Here is a 25,379-nt window from a genome sequence, read left to right as displayed (position 1 = left end):
TGCACTCACTTATCTTTTTGTTTAAGATTTTGGCTGCCATTTGAACAGCCCGTTTTCTTTTTAAACTTAATAAAAAGGTGCGATTGTTAAAGGTACAGCCTCCATTTTTGGTGGCTTTTTTAGTTACTGAAGGAGAAACACTAGACTGTAACGAATACTTAGTAAAAAATTGTTATACAATTTTGTTTTTGATTAATAAATGGGGATAGGTGTAATTATGTTTTATAACTCAATACCCGTTCTGTGCTCACGTGGCTTAGCCCTAGAAGGTATAAGGCACATTTTGATTAAAATGGCGACCAGTGTCTATAAGTGAAGGTTTGGACATAAAATGAAACAAAAGGGGTAATGGGATTCGTATCCCATTGCCCCTTTTATTATGGCAGTTGTAATCAAGTGGAAAACAAAAGGAAATAATCGCTTTTTGTCGAATTCCCTTTAATAACAAATAAATAGAAGGAATGAATTATGGTTCTTACACTATCATTTGAAAATTTTCAAAAAGCCAAAAGTTATTTAATGAATCACGGAAGAGATTTGGAGCAGGAACTTTTTCGTTTTCATTTTGAGAATGGGAATCCCCAAAACGTAGTCGACTTATTACAGCTGTACCCAGGAGAGAACGGCGGATTCAGGAATATGGGAGAAGGACATTCTGTGTTTCCAAATGGAATGGATACGAGCATGGCATTTCAGTACCTGAGCGATGTCGGCGCTACATCGAGTGACGAGGTAGTCCAAAAAGGCATCGGGTACATAATCGAATCTTACGATCATGAACTGGGATGCTGGCATCCGAGGCCGAACGAAAGAAGCAAGGGGTGGACGGATAACCCATGTGCTGAGCTAGTAGGATTCTTGTATGAGTACCGGGAATTGGTCCCAGAGGATTTTCTAAGGAATGTAACGAATCATGCCATCGCCAATATGAGCACCATTCACACCTCGGAAGAACCGAGGCAATTTTACTTCCTGGAAGCGCTGAGTTTGCTTCGGTTGGCAGAGCGAATTGATGAACCATTCAAGTCCATTATCTTGGAAAAATTAACGAAAGATATTATGGAAATTATAGAAACGGACTCTGTCAAATGGACCACTGTCTATTGCGCCAAACCATTCTTCTTCGCTTATTCACCTGAGAGCCCACTGTTTCTCCAAATTAGGGATTATGTAATCAGAAGCTTGGAGAATGAAATCATTACCCAAGCAGAGGACGGCCATTTCATTTTGAATTGGAATACCGACGAAGAAGGGGCGAAAGTTTGGAAAAGTATTTGGACAATCGATGTTTTGAAGGCTTTGAAAAACCATAAAATCATTGATTTACATCACAAAAGAGAGGTTTAATCAATTGAGCAACTTTCCTGAAAGCAGTTTTGAAAAAGCAAAAGTTTTCATTAAGTCAAAAGCTCGGGGGCTAGAACGTTCCCGGTTTCAATTTATTTTTGAAAATGGCAGCAAGGAGAGCGTCCTGACTGAACTGGAAAAATATCAAAATGAAGACGGCGGCTTCGGACATGGCATTGAACCGGACTTTTGGCTCCCCCACTCATCTCCAATGGCAACATGGGCCGCGGGTCAGATTTTGATGGAAATTGGCGCGGATAAAAATGAACCGATCGTTCGGTCGATGGTTTCGTTTTTAGCCACTTCAATTGATAGCGAAACTGGAATGTGGCATTCAGTACTCCCTGAAAATAATGATTTTCCGCACGCACCTTGGTGGCACTGGCACGAAAGTGTTCAGGAAAATTGGTCGTTTAATCCAGGTGCCGAACTGGCTGCGTTTCTTGTTCATTGGTCGGCGGAGGAAAGCGAGCCAGCGGAAATCGGATGGCGAGTTATTGCAAACGCAGTAGATCACTTAATGAGAAAAAGTGAAATGGACAAGCATGAAATCAACAACTTCCAGGCATTGGTGGAAATAATGAAACCTCATCAGGCCACTTTTAACTCAAAATACAACTATTCTTTGATTGAGGTTTCCGAGCAAGTGATGAAACTTGCGGAGAACTGTGTAAACAAGGATGTTTCAACCTGGACTAAAGGCTATCAACCGCTGCCTTTGGATTTTATTGATACTCCTGAACATCCCCTTTGTGAAAGGCTGGGCTCATTGGTTGAGAAGAATCTTGATTTCTATAAACAGCAAATGTCCGACGAAGGAATCTGGGACATCTCATGGAGCTGGGGGAGCTATCCAGAAGAATATGAAATCGCACGAGGACATTGGAAAGGGATTCTAGCCGTTAACAGGTATAAGCAATTAAAGGCGTTTGGTTATATAAAATAACGTTTTGCCGGCTTTCTTGTTGGATACCTAGTAAGAAATACTGTTTTTACAAACCAGGAAACATAGTGAGGAGAAGTATATGGATATTTCGACCGTTACCATAAAGCATGAAACGCCAATAGAAACGCTTCATCGCTATCAAAGAAGTTTTCTAATCCATTCCTTTCTTTACTATAAGCTTGATGAATCGATAATTTCCGATAAGGATTATGATAAAAGATGCAGTGTAATGAATGGGATTATGCAAAGTTATCCTGACCTTGCGGAAATAAGTGATTACTACGAGTTATGCAAACCATGCGCAGAAACGGGCAGTGGTTACTACATTATGAACTATCCTCCCGAGACAATTGAAAGAGCCTTCCAATTGTTATTTCGGATTAAAAAACCGAATGTGAGCTATTCTGAATTCGTTTCAAAATGGGGTTATCAAGTCATTGGCTGAAAACACATCAAGGACTGCATCTATAAATTCTAATGTAGATTATTGACAATTTGATTATAGTGTATTAATGTATCACTAATTAAAACCACATATTGTAAAACGCGATGAAGAGGAAGAGTAATTAATCACTCGAATCTTAGAGAGCCCATGCTGGTGAAAGTGGGTATTCGAGCTTAATGAAAGAAGCCTTGGAGCAGTTGACTGAAAAATTGGAGTAAGTCTACCGGGTATTCCTCGTTAAAGAAATGTGCAGCAAGATAATGAATTGCAGCATAATGAGCGGGTTTTTAACCAATTTAGGTGGTAACGCGGAAGTTAGCCTTTCGTCCTTTAACAGGATGAAGGGCTTTTTATTTTGATTGAGGGGGATTTACTATGTCAAATGAGAACATGGCAGAACTGTTATTTCCGGATATCCAACAGTTACCTGCGGATATTTACTCACAGTCTCCGCCAAGGAATTTGTCTTCATCAGCTTTTGTAACACGCTTTGCACCGAGCCCAACCGGTTCATTGAATATTGGCGGGCTTTATGCAACATTAATTTCCGAAAGATTAGCCCATCAGAGTAATGGGGTGTTCTTCCTCCGGATTGAGGACACAGATAAAAAACGCGAGATAAAAGGCAGCATGGAAAACATCATCAATGCTTTGTCGTATGCCGGGATTCCTTTCGATGAAGGCCCACTCCTTTCAGGTGGCGAGAAAGGGGTTTACGGACCATATAAACAAAGCTCCCGAATCCAAATCTATAAGGTATTTATTAAGCATTTAGTCCGAAACGGATTAGCCTATCCTTGCTTCTGTGATGCAGACGGTTTACAAAAAATTAGAATAAGCCAGCAGAATTTAAAAGCAACAACTGGTTATTATGGTGAATGGGCTAAACATCGGAACATTTCTTTGGAACAGGCAAAGGAAGAGATAGTAAATGGCAAACCGTTTGTTATCAGGCTTAAATCTCCCGGTTCATCAGACAGGCGCATAATGTACAATGATTTGGTGAAAGGCCCGATTGAGTTTCCTGAAAATGACCAAGATATTGTTATTATGAAAACGGATGGGTTACCAACATACCATTTTGCCCATGCCATAGATGATTATTTGATGGGGACAACTCATGTCATTAGGGGCGATGAATGGCTTTCTTCCGTGCCGATCCATCTTCAGCTGTTTGAAACCCTTGGTTTTAGAACACCGGAATACGGACATATTGCGCCAATCATGAAGCAGGTCGGAGCTTCAAAACGGAAATTCAGTAAACGGAAGGATTTGGATGGAACCGCTCAGTTTTACAAAGAACAGGGTTATCCAGGAATCGCTATAAGCGAATACTTCATGAATCTTATCAATTCCAACTTTGAAGAATGGAGGATGGCAAATCCTTATGAATCATTCAAAGACTTTAGTATCTCTACGAATAAAATGAATGCAAGCGGCGCTTTATTTGACATGGATAAACTAAACGACATCAGCAAGGATGTGATTTCCAGGCTGACGGGCAACCGAGTATTTGACCATTTATACACATGGTCAAAGGAAATGGATCCTGAATTTTATAATTGTATTGATAAAAATAAGGAATACACCGTAAACATTCTCAATATTGGCCGACCAACCGAGAAACCGAGGAAAGATTATTCAAAGTGGTCCGATGTGAAGCCAATGATTGCTTTCTTTTACGACGATTTGTTTGAAGTGGATATACAGAGCGGCTATAAGGTACCCGCAAATGTAAGTGTTGAGGCTGCGAAAGAAATAGTTCGGGGTTATAGCAAAATATACAGGTTCAATAATGAAAAGGACGCCTGGTTCCAAAAAATAAAAGAACTTGCCGGGGAGCTTGGATACGCAAAGGATATGAAACAATATAAAGCCAGCCCTGACAATTACAATGGGCATGTTGGAGATGTAGCGATGGTAATCAGGATCGCGCTAACAAACAGAGCCAATACCCCCGATTTGTTTGATATTATGAAAATAATGGGAGAGAAAAGGGTTCTTTTAAGAATGCGGAGGTTTTTGGGTGATATGAAATAACAGCGTTTAAATCGTGGAGATAATAAAATACCCCTTACAGGTCTCTAAATGGTCATGTTTTTTTTTTTGAACAGCCATCATAGAGGCTTTTTTTATGAAAACCATTGCCCAAAAATAGAACCTTTATAAATCGCAATCGTCTAATTAGTAAACATATGGCTCGGAGGAGAAGAATGATCGCTAAAGTTAATGAAGAATCACGATCAGAAGCCCACCTAAATAGTTTGAACCGGGAAGAACGGCTAATTTGGTTAATGAATGCTTATGGAAATGATGTTATCAAATTGGCTTATACATATTTAAAACAAAAGCATCTTGCTGAAGATGTGGCACAAGATGTGTTTATTAAGTGCTATGAAAAATTGAATGCGTTCCGGAATGAATCAACCTATAAAACATGGCTAATTCGAATAACAGTAAACAGGTGTAATGATGTTTTGAAAAGCTGGTCTTTTAAAAATTTGTATTTTACCAACTTTTTTACGCCTAAACAAGACAATATCTCTGAACAAACTTTAAGGGAAGATGAAAATGAATTCATTTCAATCCAGGTATTGAAACTGCCATTGAAACTTAGAGAAGTTATTATTTTATTTTATTATCAGGAGTTTTCAATAGAAGAAATATCCGAAATGTTAAAAATCAACAAAAATACGGTTAAGACAAGATTACATCGTGGACGGCAGAAACTAAGGGAAGGGTACGAAAAGGGGTGGAAAATCAATGAGAGATAACCTGGAAAATTTAAAAGAAAAAATGGATAAAACGATATTAAAAGATATAAATTTTGGAGAAGGGCAGCATCATAAAGTTTTAAATTCTGTTAGAAAAACCAAGTTTCAGAAGGATCAATTCAGACTCAAAAGCAAGCTAAATTCTTTGCTCAGTATTACTGTGATTTCGCTCATGTTTTTAAGCATCACCTATTTTGTTGGCAAGGAGTTGGCTTTTTTAAATGAACCGACTATAGAGAAAGAGAATGTTGAAGACTTTAATAAAACTTCAAATGAAAAAACAGTATTTATTCCGACCAAAAAAGAAGAAAATTACAATGAAATGACCAAAGAAGAAATTCTAACTAAAATGATCAACACGGTGGATTATTTTGAAACAGCCGCCGGTGAATATAAAATCCATAATAGTTCCGTTCCCGGTTATGAGATTGTTAAGTATGCGTTGAGCTTAGGAAATGAGCCTGGGGGTTATGGAGAAAGAATTCAGGGTGACGGCGAAATTTTTGCCCATGAATTTTATAAAGACGGAACACTGTGGATGATTGATGAACGATCCAAAATCTATTACAAGTCAGTCTTAGCGGAAGGAGGCGAACAAAAAGGTTCTCCACTAACATTAAAGCAAGCCTTTTCAGCCAGTTCTGATGGAGTTCCCGAAACTGTGTACAGAGAGAGGCCGCCTTTGGGCATCGCCAATGCAACCTTGTTTCCCTATGAAATTGCTTCGAACTATACCCGTGATTTAAACAAATGGGAAATAGAAAAACAAAATGAGGAGTTACTCGGCCACAATACACTTGTAATAAGAGGCACTAAAAACCATAAGGATTTTCAATCTTTCCGTTTTTGGGTGGATAAGGACACAGGGATTTTGGCCAAGTATGAAACTTATAACTCAAAGGGAGACATTGTTGATTACTTACACCCAATAAAACTCGATATTAATGTGCCTATAGATAGTGAAAAATTTACACCACCTAACTTAGAAGGTTACAAAGATTATGAAAGTTTACGCCAAGAAGCGCCTAAAATCACTACAGGCAATATTGATACATTAATCCCGGAAGAGTTAAAAGGACAATGGGAAGAAGCAAAGACGGAAACAAATGAAACAACGGTACTCCAATACAATGGCAACTGGTATATATTCGTGAAAAAAGGATACCTGGTAAATTACATTGAAGTTAACGGGAAGGAAGGCACCGTGTATCTTGTCAAAGCCTCTCCTCAAAAGGCACAGAATAATTTCCATGCCTTTGCTGAGGGATATAAAGTTGATTCCTTAAAGATTGTTTATAAATAAAACAATACAAATTAGTTTAAATGGAAAATAAAAGGATGATGTCGCTTTTTATAGAATATTTATATAAAGGGAATGCCGACAGAGAAGAAGCAATAGGAGAATGCGCAATGTTAACACTTTATATCACCAGACACGGGGAAACTGTGTGGAATACGGAAAGAAGGATGCAGGGTTGGCTTGACTCCGCTCTGACGGAAAATGGCATTCGGAATGCAGTCTCCTTAAGTGAAAGGCTAATAGATGTAGAATTTAAAGCAATCTATTCAAGTCCAAGTGGGAGAACGAGGGCTACCTCCGAGCTGTTAAAAAGAAACAGAAATATTCCTGTAATCTACGATGATAATCTTCGGGAAATGAGCCTGGGAAAATGGGAAGGCCAAACCCTTGACTCAATCCAAGGTACGTATCCAATTGAGATTGACCATTTTTGGAACGCTCCTCAGCGGTTTAAGCCGGTCGGTGGGGAAACCTTTAGTGACGTTCACGCAAGAGCACTAAATGCCCTGGAAAGGATTAAAGCGGATAACCGAGCTGGAAATATTCTTATCGTCACTCATTCGGTAATGATAAAAACGTTGCTTTCTATTTTCAAAAACTCGCCAATTGAAAATTTATGGGATCCGCCTTTCATACACGACACAAGCCTTACGATCATTGAACTGGACGGAAAAGAATACAGGCTAGTGTTGGAGGGAGATATCTCTCATAAGACGCCTTTTGTAGTGTAAAGCAACAAAAAACTTTATCCGGTAAGCTTGAATATTTATTTGCGCCAAAATTTAAGGAGGATGAAAAATGCCAAAGAAGAAGAGTGAACTATATGAATGGATTAAAACAATAATAGTTGCACTTGCTATAGCTTTTATTGTTCGTACTTTTATCATTACCCCCATTGTTGTTGATGGTGCTTCAATGGAGCCTACTTTGCAGGAAGATAATCGTATGATCGTAACAAAAATTGGGGAACCAAAAAGATTCGATATCGTTGTATTTCATGCACCTGACGGGAGGCAGTATATAAAACGTGTAATCGGGCTCCCAGGTGACAAGATAGAATATAAAGATGATGTCTTGTATATAAATGGGAAGGTATATAAGGAACCTTACTTAGAAAAATTCAAGAAAGAAATAAGTGCAGGCACTTTAACCGGATCTTTTACATTAAAGGAAACGGCAGTAGATGCTGATACAGTTCCTAAGGGCCATCTTTTCGTCTTGGGCGATAACAGAAGGTATAGTAAAGACAGCCGCGGTATAGGGGCAATCCCGATGGAAAAGATAATAGGAACAACTAAACTTGTTTTTTATCCGGAAATTAAAATTATAAAGGACTAAATTAATGGATTAGAATCTAATGGTGTGAATTTACTTAATCAATGGGGCACTGATCCAAATGGATTAACGCCCTTTTTTGGACCATTTATAACAGCGTGCCCCGGTTTTCCTAAAGGCATAAATCGAAAACCACGGAATAGGTAATGAAGAACAGCTTTAAGATTAATAGTATGGTGGGGTAAAATGCAACAAAAGAAAAATCTTTTTCTGCCAGGAAGGGAGGCTCCCCCTCTGAAAAATGTACATTTCTTAATACTCGTTTTATTATCAATTTCACTGTTCGGTTGTGAGAGTGAAGAACAAGGTTTTAAGGAAACAATCCCAGCTGATAGAATCGATTATATTGTTCACCAGGAAGAAGTTGAGCATGGGAGAGTTTTGTTTTATGTGCCCGATTTAAGGGGAGACCAGCCCGCCAAGGCGAGTTTTGAGGCCCTATTTATGAAAAAAAACCTTTTTGGATGGGAGCCAACCTTTGATAGAGGCGGCACTTCCGGAACATTAGAGGGGAATCAATATAGTCAATACCTTCCGAAATACAGTCCCAAATCTCCATTCCCGATGCTTTTTGGAGAAATAACGAATCCAGCAATAGAAAAGATTAAGATTGAATATGGAAATACGCCAAGTGTTATAGACCCCAAAATAGTCACGAAAAACGATAAAACATTCTGGTTTGTGTTTGTTGAAGAACCGGAAGAGAAAGAAACCTATATTATCAAGGGATACACTAACAGTGATGAATTAATCGAGACGATTACACAAGAATCAGATTAGCTAGCCGCACTTCAGTCAGCCTGAAGTGCGTTTTTATCTTCATGGATAAACCTTGTGTCTATTTTTCCAAGTACAAAGGCTTGTAGATAGACCGACGAATATGATTGTTACACAGGATAACAAAAAGGTATCTTTTGAGATTAATAGTCCGCCCAAAGCAATAACAAGGGAATCGATGATAAAAATCATGAACCCAACATTGATTTTAAACAACTTGGACAAAAATTGAGCCAGCAAATCTGTTCCGCCTGTGCTTGTATCAAAGCGGAGCATGATTCCTATACCTACTCCGACAAAAATCCCTCCCACGATCGAACTTAATACAGGATGTATAAAGGGTGTGTGGGAAGCAGCAAACAAATCGATAATAAACGATGAGAAGAGCATTCCATGCAAACTATTATAAAAATAACTTCTGTTAATGAACCAAGCCAATGTAAAAATGGGGATGCTCAAAATGATGATCGAAAAACCCGCTTGAATTCCGGTCAAATAATTGATAATGAGTCCAATCCCTATGATTCCGCCATCAAGCAACTCAAACGGGACAAGGAAAAAATTAATCCCGATTGACAAAAAGGAACTCCCAATAAAGATTACGAGCATTTTTTTCAAAAAGAACATAATAAGCCATCTCCATTGTTGGACATGTCCATATTATATGTTCCTTCATCATATTTCTTGATTGGTTTAGAACCTACTTCCCGAAAAAAGTACCTCCTGGCAGCCCCCATAGTAAATAAAATTTAAAGAATACAAGGTTTAAAGATTTGTGGCGATTTTCCAGAATAACTGATTGGACAGCGTAAATCATTAACATTACTCTGTCTTTTTTTATGTTTAAGAAATCTTCGACCGCTGTCATATTTAGCTACATATTGTGTTGGTGTCTTTTGGATTTAGTCCCGGAAGGATTAAGGCACCTCTTTGTTGAAATCCTTATAAAGATAAATAACATGGGGAGAAGAATAATGAGGACAACTGGATTGCCAAAAGTCTTATTAAGGGAATTGACTCTAAATGATGTAGAGGACCGATACCGATGGTGCCTTGATAAAGAAGTTACGAGATATTTAAATATGCCTAAAAAGTACCCTCCGTTTAGCAGAGAAGAAACAGAGGCCTGGATTAAAATGTGCATAAATAAGACAAATGGGTATGAACAAAAAGCGATTATGACTGAAGAAGGTAAACACATCGGTTGGATAGATTTAAAGAACATCGATAAATTAAACAAGCACGCGGAATTAGGAATCGCAATAGGGGAAAAAGGTTATTGGGGCAAAGGATACGGGCTGTCCGCGATGCATGAAATGCTTATTTGGGGATTCAATCAACTAGAGCTTAACAAGATTTGGCTTAGAGTAGAGATTGATAATGAAAAAGCGATTAAATCATATAAGCAAATGGGCTACGTTGAAGAAGGAATCTTAAGACAAGACAGATTAAGAAACGGTCAATTTGTGGATCGTCTAAGGATGAGTATTCTAAAACAGGAAATTTTCAGCTAAAATATTCTCGATTGTGCTCCCAGCATTCATGGTTGAGCCTGCTGCCGATCATAGAAAGCCGCTAAATTACAGGTGATTTAGCCATAGAGCTATACACACTACGATAGGTGTACTTACATTTAAGAGAGAATTAGTTCGTTCGAGAGGAAATAAAAATGTCTTTATACAAGAAAAGCAACTTAAACCTAATACAATTTGATAAAAGTGATATCCCAGGTTTAATTGCATTGTCAGCGTCTGTGGGATGGGATTATGATCAATATGAAATTGCAACAGTTATGTCATCGGGTAAAATATTTGGCCATAAAAATGGTAAAGGGGAAATTGTTTCGAGTTCGGCAATTATTCCATATGATAATAAGTTGGCTTCAATTGGGATGGTAATAGTTAATAAAGAGCATAGGGGACTAGGTTTGGGGAAGGATGCAACACAAAAATGCATCGATTCTGTTTCACCGGATTGTTCCATCATGTTAATTGCAACTGAAGAAGGAAAACCTCTTTATGAAAAAATAGGGTTTAGAACAGTAGGACACGTTCATAAATTTCTGTGTGATAGCTACTTAACTCCTGAATCTTTAAAACCCAATAGTGTTACCATTGAAAATTATAATGAAAATGACTTTATTGAAATCTTAAATTTGGATAAAGCGGCTTTTGGGGATAAAAGAAGTAACTTTCTTCATTACAGAATTAATCAATCCAAACAATGTTTAGTAGCTAAAGATACGAAAGGAAACATTGTTGGTTATGGACTATCTATTTTAGGACCAGAGAATCTGCTGTTAGGGCCTATTGTGGCACCTGACTTTCAAACAGCTGCGTTATTGCTTGATTGGTTAGTTATTGAACATACAGGTAAATTAAGGATTGATGTGCCATCTGGCAATAAGGATTTTATGTTCTTTTTGGAGCAATGCGGTTTTAAAAACGTTGCCAAACCCCCAATCATGATGCTTAATTCCGTTAGTCTTCCAGCAAGGAACAGTAACTTATTCGGAATTGCCGCCCAAATTTTTGGGTAGAACAGGATATGATATAAAGCCAATAGAGGTTCTGGAACGTTTACTCTATGAACTCATTTAATTGATAGAACTAATTCAAATAACAGTAATTTACGTTAATTAGATTAGAATCAAGCTCCGAAGATGAGGTTCTTGATTTATATAATTACAACTTTAACGGAGCTTTTAAAAGAATAATAGGACTTCGAAATGCGTTGATAAATTTGGATCAGCGCATTTATTGTTATAAAAACTCAATTTTCTGTCTTTAATAGGTAAATAATGCTAATGTAGGGTTAACACAAAATATAGATCAAGGAGTGGTAACATATGAAGATTATTGATGACTTAGCAGGCTCAATAATTGACGTATTTAAATTCATCATTTGGTCTTTAGGTTATGTCCTTGCCGGAATGATAATCGTTGCAATTCCGCTCTACCTTATTGTATGGGTATTTGGTTTTTTTCAATAATTCTAATAAACAAAACTTACGCTTGCAGCGTAATCCAAGGGGGAGAACATTTATGAAAGAAGAACAATTGTTTGAGCAAATGAAATTGTGGCGTAATTGGACTGTAGAACTGCTTCGTACAATACCCAAAGAGGTGGTTGACGAGATTCCGAACGGCTTTAATAACAACATCCGCTGGAATGTTGGACATATTTTAGTAGGCTGGGACCACACGATGTTCCCATCGGTCAATGAGGAGAGGCGACTTCCAATGTCTTATCATCTCATGTTTCCGAGAGGGAGCAAGCCAGAAGTTTGGACAGAGCAGCCTCCGTCAATGGATGAATTAATTACTCTTCTGGAGGAACAGCCGATACTTATAGAAAAGGCATGCAAGGGCCATCTCGATAAACCATTAAAAGAACCTTTCTTAGGCCTGAAAACAGTGGGAGATATGCTCGTTTTTCACATGAACCATGAAAACCTGCACATGGGAACAATAAAAAGCATGAAGCAGATCCTTATAAAATAAAGTCTTTTGAAGAGAGGGGATTCGATGAAACGTTTTGTGACATTGTTAATTGTAATCACCACGATAACTGGAGTTGCTATTTATTATTATCAAAATGTAGATAACAATTATCTTACCCTACAAGACTTTTATGATTTCCCGGTTCCGAATGCTGCGACATTAGAGAGTGAAAGTGAAAAAGGTAAACATTATATTTGGGAGCCATCATCAGGTACAAGCGTCCCAATTAGTTATCGCTTAGTAATTAAAAAGAACGGTTGGAAAGAAGTAGACCAGGACGGCCATAATGTTATTTACGAAAAGGAAGGCCAGCGAATCAATCTAGCTCTTGCACAAGATTATATCGGTATTCTTAAAGTGACAAATCAATAATCGAGGTTATCAAATTAAAGTTATTGTACGCTCAAGGTGGCAGGAAGAATATCCTCCCTTTTCTATTAAAAACGTTACTGAACGGGCATTTTAAATTTTGATGATAAAGCCTATATTTTTAAAAGAGACTTCTAGGGGAGTCTCTTTTTTCATGCGTAAGCATTTAAATAGACAAACTATTAAAAACAATCTAAAATGAAACCGTAAACATTATATATTATATATAATATATAATTATTAATGTTATTATCCAATAGGGAGAGATTATAATGGGAAGATTGAACGGGAAAGTTGCAATTATCACAGGTGCTGCACAAGGTATGGGTGCTTCCCATGCTCGGAAGTTTGTTGAAGAAGGAGCAAAAGTTGTTTTAACTGACTTAAATCAAGAAGGTGGACAAGCACTCGCTGATGAACTAGGCGAAAATGCATTATACGTTAAACACGATGTTACAAATTTGGATTCTTGGGCGAATGTAGTAGAAGAAGCTGTAGCTAAATTCGGTGAAATTACTGTCCTTGTAAATAATGCTGGGGTTTTAGGGCCTATTGCTGAAACTGCAGAATTAACAGAAGAGGAATATTTAAAGGTTTGTTCGATTAACCAACATGGTGTATTTTATGGTATGAAATCAGTTATCCCATCAATGAAAAAAGCTGGAGTTGGATCAATCGTTAATATTTCATCTATTGCGGGTGTTGTTGCAATCTATGGTTACCCAAGTCTTGCTTATGTCGCCAGTAAATTCGCTGTACGTGGTATGACAAAAGCAACAGCAATTGAATATGGGAAAAATAATATTCGTGTAAACTCGGTACATCCAGGTTTTATTAAAACTCCAATGATGGCTGCCGCAACGGATGAAGAGGGCGGAGATGCATTAAGCATGATTCCTCTTAATCGCCTTGCAGATCCAGAAGAAGTATCAAATCTAGTATTATTCCTCGCCTCCGATGAGTCTTCTTATATTACTGCTTCAGAACATTTAATTGATGCAGGTATGTCTGCTCAATAACTAATAAAGGTGCTAACAATTTAAATTTGTTAGCACCTTTCTATTTTCCGAAAAATGGATTGAGTTGTACTCGTAAAAGTATAATTAAGCAGTTAAGGCTTGCTTTGCCAAAAGCACCAACTGGATTTCCGCTTGTTTAAAGTCCGATTGAATTAGAGCATTTACTGCATCTTCTAAATGGGAATGCCAGCTTTTTATTTTTTCAGCATCATTCCATATTGATTGGCTATAAGCTGTTGTAATATATGTGATTTCCGAATAAAATCTTAGGAATACTTTATTGCCAGCCACTTTAAAAACGTAAGAAGTTATTTGATCACACATAGAAATATATTCATCAATTTTCTTTTGATCTAATTTTTCTTCTGCTTCGATTAATAAATTTTTAATTTTTAGTCGATGTTCTTCATTCCAGTTCGGAATTGAATAGGCTATACCGATTCGATATAATTCTTTTAGAGCAACAATACATTCATTAATTTCTTCTTCTGAAAATTCCTTAACCCGAACTCCCCTTCTTGGTAACCTTTCTACAATTCCGGTGTTTTGTAAAATATAGAATGCTTCCCTAACTGGAATATTGCTAACGTTAAGTTCCTTCGCAATATTCGCTTCAATTAGTCTTGTACCGAGTTCTAGTTCTCCAGTAAATATTTTTCCCAGTATATGTTGTGCAATTTCATCGGGTAATGAACTTCTTTGGCTTTCATCTTTGGATGAGGATAAAAAATTATTCATCACACTATCCTTTCTGTTAAAAAAATCCGTTCTTAACTGTTTATATAATATATTATATATTTGTTTCAATTTAGAGGGAAGGCTATATATTATTTCAACCAGGAAGGAGAAATAGAGTCCTTGGATATACGGTTATCCTCAACCAATGGATGTGTGGATCCAGGAAGGAGTAGCCGATGTTCTTAAAGGAACGAGTACGTGAGTTAAAGCTGCCATTTTTGGCGGCTTTTTTGTTTATGGACTATGTTTCATCAGTCCTACACCGCTTTTGAAATAGGGGATAAGTAATAGTAAGTTAATATCCGCTATACCTAAGTTGTTACTAAGCTATAATTAGAATAATCAATTAAATAATACAAATCGCTACTTGCTAAAAAACGGGTGATAATTATGTATAAAGGTAAACGCATTTTAATTATTGAAGACGATCAAGAGATTAGTAGGCTACTGAGTGTAATTTTGGCAAAATCGCATATGGAACCGGTCGCGGCTTATTCGGGTACAGAAGGTTTGCTGCAGCTGCAAACTAGTACGTTTGATTTAATTTTATTGGATTTGATGCTTCCGGGAAAAAGTGGGGAGGAACTAATAAAAGAAATTAGAGAAAAGAGTTCTATCCCGATTATCGTCATTTCAGCGAAAGTCGATCTTGAGAATAAAGTCAATGTATTGAAAATGGGTGCGGATGATTATATAACCAAACCGTTTCATCAGGAGGAAGTGCTGGTCCGGGTCGAAGTCCAATTACGAAAAGCAGGTTCTCACCCGGAGCAGTCTGCGGAAATAGGATGGCGTGAGCTCAAAATCAATACAGAAAAACGGTCTGTAACGTTAAAAGAGAATGAGCTACAGCTGACAAATGCTGAGTTTGATATTTTAACATTTTTCATGAATAATCCGGAGCGTGCGCTTTCCAAAAAGGAGATATATGAAAACATCTGGAAAGGGACGTATTATGGGGATGATAATACGATCAGCGTTCACGTTTCTAACCTCCGAAAGAAGATTTCCGAAAATACGGCTGAAGAATATATTAAGACCATTTGGGGAGTAGGTTTTATGCTTATCTGACTTCTTTAAGATTTCTTTATGTTTTGCTTAAAGGATTTTAAAGGCTTCTAAGCTAAACTGGAAACAACAAGGGATTAGTGAAGGAGTCGAAAAGATGAATACCATCATTCAGACGTATCAATTGACGAAAAAGTTTAAGGAAGATGAGGTCCTTAAACCTCTTGATTTCTCGGTAAAAAAAGGAGAAATCTGTGCGCTAATTGGAAAAAATGGCGCAGGCAAATCAACGTTATTCAAAATTCTTGCAGGCCAATTATTCCCGACAACTGGGGAGATTCAGCTCTTTGGGAAATCTGGTAAAGAGAGCGAGAATGAGAAAAAAAGAATGGGATTTATGATTGAAACACCTGCATTTTTCTCGGACTTTACCGCAGTTCAAAACCTGGAATATTTCCGGATTCAACGGGGTGTCATTGAAAAGAAACGTATTTATGAAGTCCTGGAAATTGTCGGTTTGGCAAATGAAAAGAAAAAACGATTTAAAGATTATTCCATGGGGATGAAGCAGCGATTAGGTATAGCCCTTTGTCTCTTAAGCAACCCCGATTGTTTAGTTCTTGATGAGCCCATCAATGGGTTGGATGTCGAGGGGATTATGGAAATCCGCAGATTATTGTTGAAGCTCAATCAGGAAAAACATATAACGATCGTAATTTCCAGTCATATTTTAACGGAATTGAAATTGTTAGCGACTCGTTTTGTTTTTATCAAAAATGGTGTAATCGTTGATGATTTAAGCAAGGAGGCTCTGGAAGAGAAGAGCAGGAAACAAATTCTCCTAACGGTGGATGATTCAGTGAAAGCAGCACAATTATTAGAAAGAGCCTATGCAGATATCCAGTTCAAAGTCCTTCCTAATCATGCCATCACGATCCAAAATCATGTAGAGAGCAGTGGAGCTATCAATCGCCTTTTAGTTGATAATGGTGTGATGGTGAAGGAGTTTCGCATCGAAGCTCTGAATCTAGAGGAATACTTCTTAGGATTAGTGGAGGGGAATAAAAATGATTAATTATCTGAAAAGTGAAAGTTATCGTCTGCTGCGTAAAAAAGGGCCGCATCTAACAGGTGTAATATGTTTATTTCTGATTGCCGCTGCAGCCGCCGTCCTTTATTTTTCTGGTCAGTCTGATCCGAATTTTCGTTACGCGACCAGTAAATTTTTCTATTCAAATGTGGTTGGTAGCGGATTAATGATTATAATCGTAGGGCTAATCTATAATTCATTTCTCACTGGAAAAGATCTGACTCTGATAAAGCAATCGATTTCTTTCGGTATTTCTCGAAATACTATCTTCTGGTCTAAGTTAATCCTGACGTTAAGTTATTTTCTGCTGATCTGTGTCGTTGGGATAATTTTTATGGCTGTATTAGGTGAGAATATATTTGCTGGGGATAATCAGGCGATAAGAAATTTTCTGCTAGCGTGTGTCAATATGGCACCAATTGTACTAAGCGGATTTTTCCTAACTCATACGTTGAAGATGCTTAGGGTTGGAGATGTTTACATTATTATCGTGCTGTTCTTTATTTTTGGACTTTCCGGGAACATGCTGCGGGTTTTCCGTCCAATTTCAGGCTTAAACGAGTTATATAAATATGCACCGCATACATTGTTAAAGGATAACTTAATGAGTTTCTTGGATGACGCAGTCCAATTCGATTACAAATATTGGGTTGTGGGTATCGGCATTTCCGTAATTTCTTTACTCATTGGAGCAAAAAAGTTCGCAACTAAAAACATCGATTGATGGAGAAGGGATGACTGAAATTGAGCAGCTGGCTGATTATCATGATTTTGGTTTCCCTACTGATTGTTGCTGTCTGTATGCTTCTGCTTTTTCATTGGGATGTCAAAAGGATGACAAAGCAATTAGAGGAAATCAGTGAAAATTTCGGGACAAATGAAATAGTTCGTACAAATACCCATAACAAAAACTTGGCCCGATTTGCTGCGAAAATCAACCAGCTGATTCAATTATTCAAACAGAACCAGCAGTCCGTCGAAAGAAGAGAAATGGAATTAAAGCAAGAAATTACAAATATCTCCCATGATTTACGAACGCCTTTAACATCAATAAAAGGATTTTCAGAGCTATTAACAGATCCGTCTATTTCCGAAGCAGAGAGGAAAGAGTTTTTAGAAATTATTCAGAAGAAAATCGATAATCTCACGATGATTGTAGATTTGTTTTATGAACTCTCTCAGCTCGATTCCTCGGACAAGAAATTAACCATTGAAAAGCAGTATCTAGATCAAATTGTTGTGGAAACGATGCTAATGTTCTATGAAGATTTTGAGAAAGAGCAGTTAGAGGTACAAATGGATGAAGGTACTGTACCTGCTGTTCTTGCCGACAACAAAGCAACCGTTCGGATCGTAACCAACATTATTCAAAATGCTTTAACGTATGCCAAAAGTTATTTGAAAATTAGCTTCGTAGAGAAAGAAGACTATATTTTGCTAAGGGCAGTAAATGATGTTGAGAGCATGAATGCAACGAAACTCGAAAAGATTTTTAATAGGACATTCAGGCTAGATTCTAGTCGATCTGGTACTCATCTAGGATTAGGGCTTCATATTGTTCAGCAACTTGTTACCCAGCAAGGAGGAAAAGCGGCTGCGAATGTCGATGAAAATGAATTTATTTTAGAAGTGTCGTTTAGAAAGTGGGATTAGGTGGGTTTTGATAAACATTTATTGATTTGATTTCTTGTATGCTTTAGTCCAATAAGGGTATCCGAGCTAATTCTGACAAGCAACCCTGATTTCGGCTCTTGCTTGTCAGATATCCTAGCTTAACCTGACAAGCACCCCAGATTTTAGCCCTTGGTTGTCAGATAACCGAGCTAATTCTGACAAGCAACCCTGTTTTCGGCCCTTGGTTGTCAGATATCCTTTCTTATTCTGAAAAGCAACCCTGTTTTTGGCATTTGGTTGTCAGATATCCGAGCTTATTCTGACAATCAACCCTGATTTTAGCCCTTGGTTGTCAGATATCTTAGCTTATTCTGACAACCACCCCTGATTTTAGGCTTTGGTTGTCAGATATCCGTGCTAATTCTGACAAGCAACCACGATTTTAGCCCTTGGTTGTCAGATATCTGGGTTTTTTCTGACAAGCACCCCTGATTTTAGCCTTTGGTTGTCAGATATCCGAGCTAATTCTGATGAAATACATAGTAAACTACCTGCCCAGAAGGAGTTGAAATAATGAAAAGGTTGGTAATTATTACAGTAGGTAAAACCCACTCCGGAAAAACTACATTTGCAAGAGCTTTAGAAAAACAGTTACATAACTCTTTTGTTATGGACCAAGATAACCACGCTGAATTTATTAATACTTTTTATAAAAATTTACAACCAAAACAAGGACCTAATACTCTTAAGCATTTGCTTTCAAAACTAATTGTCGATTATGCCAAAGGAAATACGGATTTCCACTTGATTCTTTGCAACTCAAATCGAGGTCGAAAAGGAAGATTGTATTTGCTTGAAGAGTTGTTTGCTAATGACGAGTTTATCCGTATCTTGGTTCATTTTGATATTCCTGATGATGTTCTACATGAACGAGTGATTAATAGCCAAAGAAGTACGAACATATTCAGGGGGGCATATTCAAATTTTGAGGAGGTTCTCGTTAGACAACGAGTTGAATCTTTAAATGAGGATGTTGTTGATCCAATTGAAGGTGAAGCAGACTATATATTTGTAATAAAGAATAATGAGGATGTTGATCAGATTATAAATAGGATTGTTCAAATTGCTGAAAAAGCACACTCGGATAAAGTAAGTCTGTAAGAAAATTACCGTAATGAGCTAAAGGAGAGTTAAAAAAGAACGCATATTGCGGAGGGGATTCTAATAGATACTTTGATTTTACTTGTAGTAATCTTCATCTTAATTCTGCTGAATGTTACTTTTTTTATTTTTTTCAAAAAAGGAAAATTAAATCTATATGTATCAGGCACCATTATGATGATACTGGCACCAGTCATTGGATTTTCAAGTGGTGCATTATTGCTTCATTACTATGATTGGAGTTCGGGTGGGACAGGAGAAGGAGCTGGCTATGGCGGTGCTTTTTTAGGTCTTTTAACATTAGCCAATGGAATTCTCATTCTAATAATCGGATTTATAAGATCGATTATCTTGTACATTAAAACCGGAAATTAATTTTACTTTATACGCTACTAAGAGTGCTTTACCCCAAGAAGGTTTAAGGCATTTTTTTTGTTTAATTTCTTACTGAAGAACAGGTAAGCTCTACTCGGTCCGCTAGTGATAAGGGGGAGAACTAAGTGTTAAAAGTAGGAGATGTAATTACGTTTGAACGGACTTTCACTGTAAGGGATGTTGAATTATTCACAGAGATTTCAGGAGATGAAGGGATCCATCATAGGACTCCAGATGAACAGGGAAGACTTGTCATTCAAGGATTATTAACAGCAACTCTCCCGACAAAAATAGGTGGGGTTTACAACGTACTGGCGCGTACAATGAATTTTGAATTCTTAAGACCAGTGTTTACAGGGGATACAATCATTTGTGAAGTGAAAATTGAAAAATACGAAAGGCAAGAAAATAGCAGAACCGCTATTGTTGCATCCTTTTCATGCAAAAATCAGAATGAAAAGGAAGTATTAAAAGGAACTTTTTCAGGTGTAATACTTTAAGAAACTTATAAATAAGAGGAGTATGGCGCTTTTTTGTTGAATTACTTACCAGATTGGTTTTGCTCAATATGAGTAAACCACTTTACGAACCCAGTCCAGTTTATTGGCTTGCTAAAGGTACATACCATCTGATCATTTTACAAGCTGTTGATAGACAGAAATGCCTGAAACACGATGGGGGAATCGAGTGATGAGGGAACTATTCAAAGATAGAAAATTTGTGTTTCTTTGGTTGGCGCAAGGGGCTTCGGGTTTAGGAAGCACTTTTGCAACTTTTGCTTTATCGTGGCTAGTCTATGAAATGACAGGTTCAAAGATAGCGATGGGGAGTATTTGGCTAACCTTCATGCTTCCTAATATCGTCATTCAAATGTTTGCGGGCCCTTATTTGGATCGATGGGATCGTAAAAAAGTAATGATCTTTTCAGAGTGGTTTCGGGCAGCAGTTTTTCTCATTCCAGCCATCCTATTACCGCTGGGTGTGTTGGAATTCTGGCATTTGTACATGGTATCAATTGCTATTGGGCTGGCGCAGCCTTTGTTTTATCCTGCTAGCATGGCCTATACTGCTGATGTTTTACCAAAGGATAAATTATCGAAAGGGAATTCGATTCTAGAAGGCACAGGACAACTATTGACTCTTTTGGGTCCAACATTAGGGGGCATCTTGATTTCCGCGTTTAGTGTCGAGCTCGTTCTCATAATCCTGATACTTGCATTAGGAGCTGCAGGATTATTACTAATGTTTAACCCCAGCTCTAAAAAACAACGTCTTGAACAAAAGGAAAGCTGGTTTATTCAATTTAAAGAGGGGCTTCAATTTTTTCGAGTTTACCCTGTATTATTTTGGGTTGGAATCATGATGATGATGATTAACTTTAGCTCAGGCGCTGCACAGCCGATGTTTTTGCCCTATATTACCGATGAATTAGGAGGCACGGCTTTTCAATATGGATTGTTTACATCAGCCTTTTCACTCGGGATGGTGTGTGGTTCATTGCTAATGGGAATAGTTAAGGAACCCAAGAATAGGAAGAATGTCATGTTAGGCTCGTTATTTATGAATGGATTATTTTTAATCGGCTTAGCTTGGACCCCCTATTATGGGTTAGCGCTAGTTTTTTCACTTGGGCAAGGTTTATTTGCGATTATTTTTAACATCAATAATACAACACTGTACCAGCGCAGAGTTCCTAAACATTTGAGGGGCAGAGTCTTTTCAGTGCGGATATTACTTGCCCAGGCAGGGGTTCCATTTGGTGCGGCATTAGGAGGATTGTTTGCAGAAGCCTTCTCCATTCCCTTATTATTTGCGGTTCTTGGAATCATCACAATAATAACGAATATAACGTGCTGGCTACACCCTATTTTTGAAAAACTAAACGATCAAGAAATACACTTGGAAATAGATGGTAAATCCTTATCATGAAAATGTCTCCATCACCTGCTTTGATCCCGTGGATTAAGGCGTTTTTTTTGAATTCCTTATTGGAAGGTGAATTATAGGAGACAGCCTAAAGTCGTAGTTTATTTCAACCTATTTAATGAGGTTATGAATTGGCTTCTGCAGTACAATATGGCTAAACTTATACAGAAAGAGCGTGTTAGTATGAAAAACGGTATTTATTTAGCCTATTTGAGTGCCTTAACGAATGCTTCCATTGTTGGATTATCATTTCTGTTTACTAAGAAGGCTGTCACACTATCTAATCCATTAGATACATTAGCTTCCCGTTTTACGATTGCTTTCTTCACGTTAACATTATTAATTGTGTTAAAAATAATAAAGTTAGAGTTTAAGGCCACCACATTCAAAAAACTGTTACCCTTAACACTCCTTTATCCAACCCTTTTCTTTGTCTTTCAGGCTTATGGTCTCGAAACGGTTCAGTCATCAGAAGCAGGCATACTATTCGCAACGATCCCTATTTTAACCACAATATTAGCTGCATTTTTTTTAAAAGAACGAACGACAATTTATCAAAAAATCTCAATTTTCTTTTCCGTATTTGGAGTCGTATTTATATTCATTATGAAAGGAAATTCATTTTCTAATACAAATTGGAATGGGGTCCTTCTCCTTGTAGCCTCCTGTTTATCATTATCAGGATATACTGTCCTTACCCGCTCTTTAGTAAAGTCATATAAACCAATTGAAATCACATATTTTATGTTAATGGTAGGTTTTTTCTTTTTTAACACACTATCGATATCCAGGCATTTAATAAGTAAAGATTTAAATTCAATGTTAATCCCATGGTCTGATTTAAACTTCATTGGCTCTATTCTCTTTCTCGGGATCTTAGCTTCATTCGTAACTTCATTGTTATCTAATTATATTTTATCTAAGATTCCGGCTTCGCAAATGAGCGTTTTTTCGAATATGTCTACCGTTATTTCAATCATTGCCGGGGGATTAATTTTGAATGAAGAAATATTTTATTTCCATATAATCGGCTCATTATTCATTATTTTTGGCGTAATCGGAACGAACCTATTAAGGGAAAAACCAATTCGTAACAAAGTAAAAAAAAGTGCCTAGCAATGATCTTGGCTAAAGGGCCGCTTGCGAAGAAAATTAATGAAGCAATAGGTAAGCATTCCTGTAATGAAGGTATTTGTAATCGAATATTGAATACTTTGTTTTATATACAAAAATATCAAAATTTAATTAGTCCAAAGGAGGAATCAATTTGAGTGAACTTAATCTGATTAATACTTACAAAAACGAGCTTCAAAAATACTCTTCGGAACAGCTAAGATATAAATCTGAAGAAGCGGTTTGGTCTATTGGGCAAATGTATGACCATTTAATCCTCGTTGCCCATGAGTATCTAGACAATATGGAAACATGTGCCACGTTAAATGAAGAACAGCCCCTTGGGAAGACGGAGTTTGGTGAGCATTTATTTAAGATTGGAGGGTTTCCACCAATAAAAATTAAATTACCAGATGAACTAAACGCTCCACCCAATAATTCAGATAGCAATGACGTTCTTATCAGCAGATTGGATCAACTAATTCTAAGGTTGAGTCAATGGGAATCGAAAGTGGATAAGATAAACCCAAATTATAAAGTCGAACATGGAGGTTTCGGATGGCTGAATGCAAGGGAATGGTATGATTTGGTTGGTATGCATTTTCGTCATCACTTGCGCCAGAAAGATGAGTTAGAACAAAGACTTGCTTAGTGAGGGTGTTTAGGATGAAAATTAACGCATTTTAATGCTTGACCTAAACCAGGCTAGGTAAGAATCGTACTTAAACCATTGGGTAGCTTTAGTCCAAGGAGGATTAAGGCGCTTTTTTGTTAAAAATTCGCGCAGGCTTCCTAGAGTAAATTTATTCGAAAAGAGGCTTTTAAATGAGTGTCAACTGTTTTGAAAATAATTTGGAGAAATATGAAGATCCTTTAAAATACGATGAATTATACAATGATTACAAAGAGGACTTGAACTATATTTTAGAATGTGTAAAACAGGAGACTTCTCCTATTATTGAATTGGCCTGTGGAACTGGACGTGTAACGATTCCTATGGCTAAACGAGGCCTGAAAATGATTGGTGTCGATATTCATGCTGGTATGCTAAATTTAGCAAAACAAAAGGCCGAAAAAGAGAATCTAAACATTCATTTTGAGCAGCAAGATTGCACAAAATTGAATTTACCTATCAAGGCACCTTTAATCTTTATGACCGGAAACTCATTTCAACATTTCTTAACAAATGATAGCCAGAACGAGCTTTTTCAATCTGTTAAGAGTCATTTGCAACCAAACGGCGAATTTATATTTGATACACGAAATCCAATTTTAGCTGAATTAGCAATAGTGGAAGAGTCGGAAGAAAGGTATACAAATAGTCATGATCAACTTGTAATTGAAAAACATCGCGAAACTTATCATCATCACACGCAAATTTTGCACTGTACGACAACATATGATGTGGTAAAAGACGGGCAAATAATTGAATCAAAACAGGATTCTATTTCGTTAAGGTATACTTTTCCGATGGAGTTGGAAAGAATCTTAGAAGAACACGGATTTGAACTGGTGCAATTATATGGATCGTGGAAGAAAGATGCATATACGAAAGATAGTGTTTCCATGATTGTCCATTGCAGACTTGGTTGATGTTCTGATTCCAATTTTTCAAAACATTTCACGGGGAAAAACAAAATTGTCCTAGGGTGCTATAGTCCAGGAAGGATTAAGCATCTTTTTTGTTGAATTCCTTATTAGCTACGAGGAGATTTCCGTGACAAAATTAAGGAGGACCATTATGGATAAATTCAGTTTGTTCGGTAAGTTTACGGTACAAGAAGGCGAACGTGACACAATGGTAGATATTTTGTTAGAAGCAGCGGAATCCATGAAGAATCTTGAGGAATGCGAGATTTATCTTGTAAATATTTCTGAAGGTGAACCAAATTCTGTGTATGTTTATGAGGTGTGGAGTAATGAAAATGCCCACCAAGCGTCTCTAAGCCTTGAAGCTACCCAAACATTAATAAGCCGTGCAAAACCGCTTATTACTGGTATGGAAAGAATCAGCACCTTAATTACAAAAGGTGGGAAAGGGCATTTCATCTAATTAGAATTAAACTCCATGAAGTAGAACGGGCTGTCATTATGGCAGCTTTAGAAAACAAATGGTTGGTTAGCTGGGTAATAAGGATAGGATATTGATACAAAAAATTAGGCTGCGCATTCGGGTAGTCGATAATTTATAGTGCTGGTTCAAAACGGTTGCGATAAACGATGATGGATTACCGCATATTTTGTTGAACTTCTTATTATACATACGGGAGTTTAGCTGCAGAACTGCGCAACGCATAGGGGGCGTTGCTCTTTGTTTAACTATACTTTTGGTAAAACTCCTGCCTGAAACCAATTTGAATATATAAAATAGGACAAAGGACTCATAAAAATTGAAAAGCTACTATTTTATGGATATAATAGTAAGTAGTGGTAGATAATTTTATATTGGCAAACCCGTTGAAAGACGGGGACGCAAAGCTACGAGCCTAACGCATCAGCTATGGCAGTCGAGTTGCAATCATATTCAGTAATCTATTTA

29 protein-coding genes, 1 riboswitch and 1 other annotated feature are annotated in these 25,379 nt (G+C 37.3%); of the genes, 27 read left to right on the top strand and 2 right to left on the bottom strand.

Annotation, left to right across the window (positions count from 1 at the left end; genetic code table 11):
• Positions 1–468 precede the first annotated feature (468 nt).
• The 9 genes from V1499_RS19035 to V1499_RS18995 all read left to right on the top strand — a co-directional run bounded on the left by V1499_RS19035 (position 469) and on the right by V1499_RS18995 (position 8,927).
• Positions 469–1,347, top strand: coding sequence for a hypothetical protein (locus tag V1499_RS19035; protein ID WP_409271664.1), 879 nt, complete (start codon positions 469–471; stop codon positions 1,345–1,347).
• A gap of 4 nt (positions 1,348–1,351) precedes the next feature.
• Positions 1,352–2,293, top strand: coding sequence for a hypothetical protein (locus tag V1499_RS19030; RefSeq protein ID WP_409271662.1), 942 nt, complete (start codon positions 1,352–1,354; stop codon positions 2,291–2,293).
• A gap of 79 nt (positions 2,294–2,372) precedes the next feature.
• Positions 2,373–2,738 carry a DNA ligase LigA-related protein gene (locus V1499_RS19025; RefSeq protein ID WP_409271661.1) on the top strand — a complete coding sequence of 122 codons (366 nt, stop codon included), beginning with the start codon at positions 2,373–2,375 and terminating at the stop codon, positions 2,736–2,738.
• A 95-nt stretch (positions 2,739–2,833) separates the two neighbouring features.
• Positions 2,834–3,072 (top strand) — a binding site (T-box leader).
• Positions 3,073–3,113: 41 nt separating this feature from the next.
• Complete coding sequence (gltX, locus tag V1499_RS19020; RefSeq protein WP_409271659.1) at positions 3,114–4,778, top strand: glutamate--tRNA ligase; 1,665 nt, start codon at positions 3,114–3,116, stop codon at positions 4,776–4,778.
• A 173-nt stretch (positions 4,779–4,951) separates the two neighbouring features.
• Positions 4,952–5,512 carry a sigma-70 family RNA polymerase sigma factor gene (locus V1499_RS19015; protein WP_409271657.1) on the top strand — a complete coding sequence of 187 codons (561 nt, stop codon included), beginning with the start codon at positions 4,952–4,954 and terminating at the stop codon, positions 5,510–5,512.
• Entirely contained in the window at positions 5,502–6,815 is a 1,314-nt protein-coding gene (locus V1499_RS19010; RefSeq protein WP_409271656.1) for a hypothetical protein, read from the top strand. Before V1499_RS19015 ends, V1499_RS19010 begins: the two co-directional genes overlap by 11 nt.
• A 107-nt stretch (positions 6,816–6,922) precedes the next feature.
• The gene (locus V1499_RS19005) at positions 6,923–7,543 is read left to right on the top strand and encodes a histidine phosphatase family protein (RefSeq protein WP_409271654.1); all 621 of its coding nucleotides are present in this window, start codon (positions 6,923–6,925) and stop codon (positions 7,541–7,543) included.
• A 67-nt stretch (positions 7,544–7,610) separates the two neighbouring features.
• Positions 7,611–8,150: a signal peptidase I gene (gene lepB, locus V1499_RS19000; RefSeq protein WP_409271652.1), complete on the top strand. Its 540-nt coding sequence runs from the start codon at positions 7,611–7,613 to the stop codon at positions 8,148–8,150.
• Positions 8,151–8,333: 183 nt separating this feature from the next.
• Positions 8,334–8,927, top strand: a complete 594-nt coding sequence (locus tag V1499_RS18995) for a hypothetical protein (RefSeq protein WP_409271650.1) — start codon at positions 8,334–8,336, stop codon at positions 8,925–8,927.
• Between the two features lie 39 nt (positions 8,928–8,966).
• Here the strand turns inward: V1499_RS18995 and V1499_RS18990 are convergent, their stop codons facing one another.
• On the bottom strand, positions 8,967–9,551 hold the full coding sequence (locus V1499_RS18990; protein ID WP_409271649.1) for a YitT family protein: 585 nt from the start codon (positions 9,549–9,551) through the stop codon (positions 8,967–8,969).
• A gap of 347 nt (positions 9,552–9,898) precedes the next feature.
• Between V1499_RS18990 and V1499_RS18985 the strand changes: the two genes are divergently transcribed.
• From V1499_RS18985 to V1499_RS18960, 6 genes are all read left to right on the top strand, one after another.
• The gene (locus tag V1499_RS18985) at positions 9,899–10,438 is read left to right on the top strand and encodes a GNAT family N-acetyltransferase (protein ID WP_409271647.1); all 540 of its coding nucleotides are present in this window, start codon (positions 9,899–9,901) and stop codon (positions 10,436–10,438) included.
• A gap of 155 nt (positions 10,439–10,593) precedes the next feature.
• Positions 10,594–11,463, top strand: a complete 870-nt coding sequence (locus tag V1499_RS18980; protein ID WP_409271646.1) for a GNAT family N-acetyltransferase — start codon at positions 10,594–10,596, stop codon at positions 11,461–11,463.
• 309 nt (positions 11,464–11,772) lie between these two features.
• Positions 11,773–11,916, top strand: coding sequence for a hypothetical protein (locus V1499_RS18975; RefSeq protein WP_409271644.1), 144 nt, complete (start codon positions 11,773–11,775; stop codon positions 11,914–11,916).
• A gap of 52 nt (positions 11,917–11,968) precedes the next feature.
• Complete coding sequence (locus V1499_RS18970; RefSeq protein WP_409271642.1) at positions 11,969–12,427, top strand: DinB family protein; 459 nt, start codon at positions 11,969–11,971, stop codon at positions 12,425–12,427.
• Positions 12,428–12,451: 24 nt separating this feature from the next.
• A complete protein-coding gene (locus V1499_RS18965; RefSeq protein ID WP_409271641.1) occupies positions 12,452–12,799 on the top strand; it encodes a hypothetical protein in 348 nt (115 codons plus the stop codon).
• A gap of 269 nt (positions 12,800–13,068) precedes the next feature.
• On the top strand, positions 13,069–13,815 hold the full coding sequence (locus tag V1499_RS18960) for a glucose 1-dehydrogenase (RefSeq protein ID WP_409271639.1): 747 nt from the start codon (positions 13,069–13,071) through the stop codon (positions 13,813–13,815).
• Positions 13,816–13,899: 84 nt separating this feature from the next.
• On the opposite strand, the gene V1499_RS18955 is transcribed toward V1499_RS18960, so the two are convergent.
• Complete coding sequence (locus tag V1499_RS18955) at positions 13,900–14,553, bottom strand: GntR family transcriptional regulator (protein WP_409271637.1); 654 nt, start codon at positions 14,551–14,553, stop codon at positions 13,900–13,902.
• Between the two features lie 390 nt (positions 14,554–14,943).
• On the opposite strand from V1499_RS18955, the gene V1499_RS18950 reads away from it, so the two are divergent.
• The 12 genes from V1499_RS18950 to V1499_RS18895 all read left to right on the top strand — a co-directional run bounded on the left by V1499_RS18950 (position 14,944) and on the right by V1499_RS18895 (position 24,893).
• Entirely contained in the window at positions 14,944–15,624 is a 681-nt protein-coding gene (locus V1499_RS18950) for a response regulator transcription factor (protein ID WP_409271636.1), read from the top strand.
• 94 nt (positions 15,625–15,718) lie between these two features.
• Positions 15,719–16,636: an ATP-binding cassette domain-containing protein gene (locus V1499_RS18945; RefSeq protein WP_409271634.1), complete on the top strand. Its 918-nt coding sequence runs from the start codon at positions 15,719–15,721 to the stop codon at positions 16,634–16,636.
• Positions 16,629–17,375, top strand: coding sequence for an ABC transporter permease (locus V1499_RS18940; protein WP_409271633.1), 747 nt, complete (start codon positions 16,629–16,631; stop codon positions 17,373–17,375). Before V1499_RS18945 ends, V1499_RS18940 begins: the two co-directional genes overlap by 8 nt.
• Before the next feature lie 20 nt (positions 17,376–17,395).
• Positions 17,396–18,304, top strand: a complete 909-nt coding sequence (locus tag V1499_RS18935) for a sensor histidine kinase (RefSeq protein WP_409271632.1) — start codon at positions 17,396–17,398, stop codon at positions 18,302–18,304.
• A 534-nt stretch (positions 18,305–18,838) separates the two neighbouring features.
• On the top strand, positions 18,839–19,426 hold the full coding sequence (locus tag V1499_RS18930) for an AAA family ATPase (RefSeq protein ID WP_409271630.1): 588 nt from the start codon (positions 18,839–18,841) through the stop codon (positions 19,424–19,426).
• Between the two features lie 72 nt (positions 19,427–19,498).
• The gene (locus tag V1499_RS18925; protein ID WP_409271628.1) at positions 19,499–19,801 is read left to right on the top strand and encodes an inner-membrane translocator; all 303 of its coding nucleotides are present in this window, start codon (positions 19,499–19,501) and stop codon (positions 19,799–19,801) included.
• Between the two features lie 125 nt (positions 19,802–19,926).
• Entirely contained in the window at positions 19,927–20,301 is a 375-nt protein-coding gene (locus V1499_RS18920) for a hotdog domain-containing protein (RefSeq protein ID WP_409271627.1), read from the top strand.
• Between the two features lie 190 nt (positions 20,302–20,491).
• Positions 20,492–21,730 carry an MFS transporter gene (locus V1499_RS18915; protein WP_409271625.1) on the top strand — a complete coding sequence of 413 codons (1,239 nt, stop codon included), beginning with the start codon at positions 20,492–20,494 and terminating at the stop codon, positions 21,728–21,730.
• A 180-nt stretch (positions 21,731–21,910) separates the two neighbouring features.
• Positions 21,911–22,843 (top strand): DMT family transporter, encoded by a 933-nt coding sequence (locus V1499_RS18910; RefSeq protein WP_409271623.1) that lies wholly within the window; start codon positions 21,911–21,913, stop codon positions 22,841–22,843.
• A 151-nt stretch (positions 22,844–22,994) separates the two neighbouring features.
• Positions 22,995–23,492 (top strand): DinB family protein, encoded by a 498-nt coding sequence (locus tag V1499_RS18905; protein WP_409271621.1) that lies wholly within the window; start codon positions 22,995–22,997, stop codon positions 23,490–23,492.
• Between the two features lie 173 nt (positions 23,493–23,665).
• Entirely contained in the window at positions 23,666–24,433 is a 768-nt protein-coding gene (locus V1499_RS18900) for a class I SAM-dependent methyltransferase (RefSeq protein ID WP_409271620.1), read from the top strand.
• 148 nt (positions 24,434–24,581) lie between these two features.
• Complete coding sequence (locus V1499_RS18895) at positions 24,582–24,893, top strand: putative quinol monooxygenase (RefSeq protein ID WP_409271619.1); 312 nt, start codon at positions 24,582–24,584, stop codon at positions 24,891–24,893.
• 384 nt (positions 24,894–25,277) lie between these two features.
• Positions 25,278–25,360, top strand: a riboswitch (cyclic di-GMP riboswitch).
• The last annotated feature ends 19 nt before the right edge of the window (positions 25,361–25,379 follow it).

Origin of the sequence: Neobacillus oceani (genome assembly GCF_046237595.1) — a bacterium.
Taxonomy (GTDB): Bacteria; Bacillota; Bacilli; order Bacillales; family Cytobacillaceae; genus Bacillus_D; species Bacillus_D oceani.
This window is presented reverse-complemented; position numbering and strand designations above follow the sequence as displayed.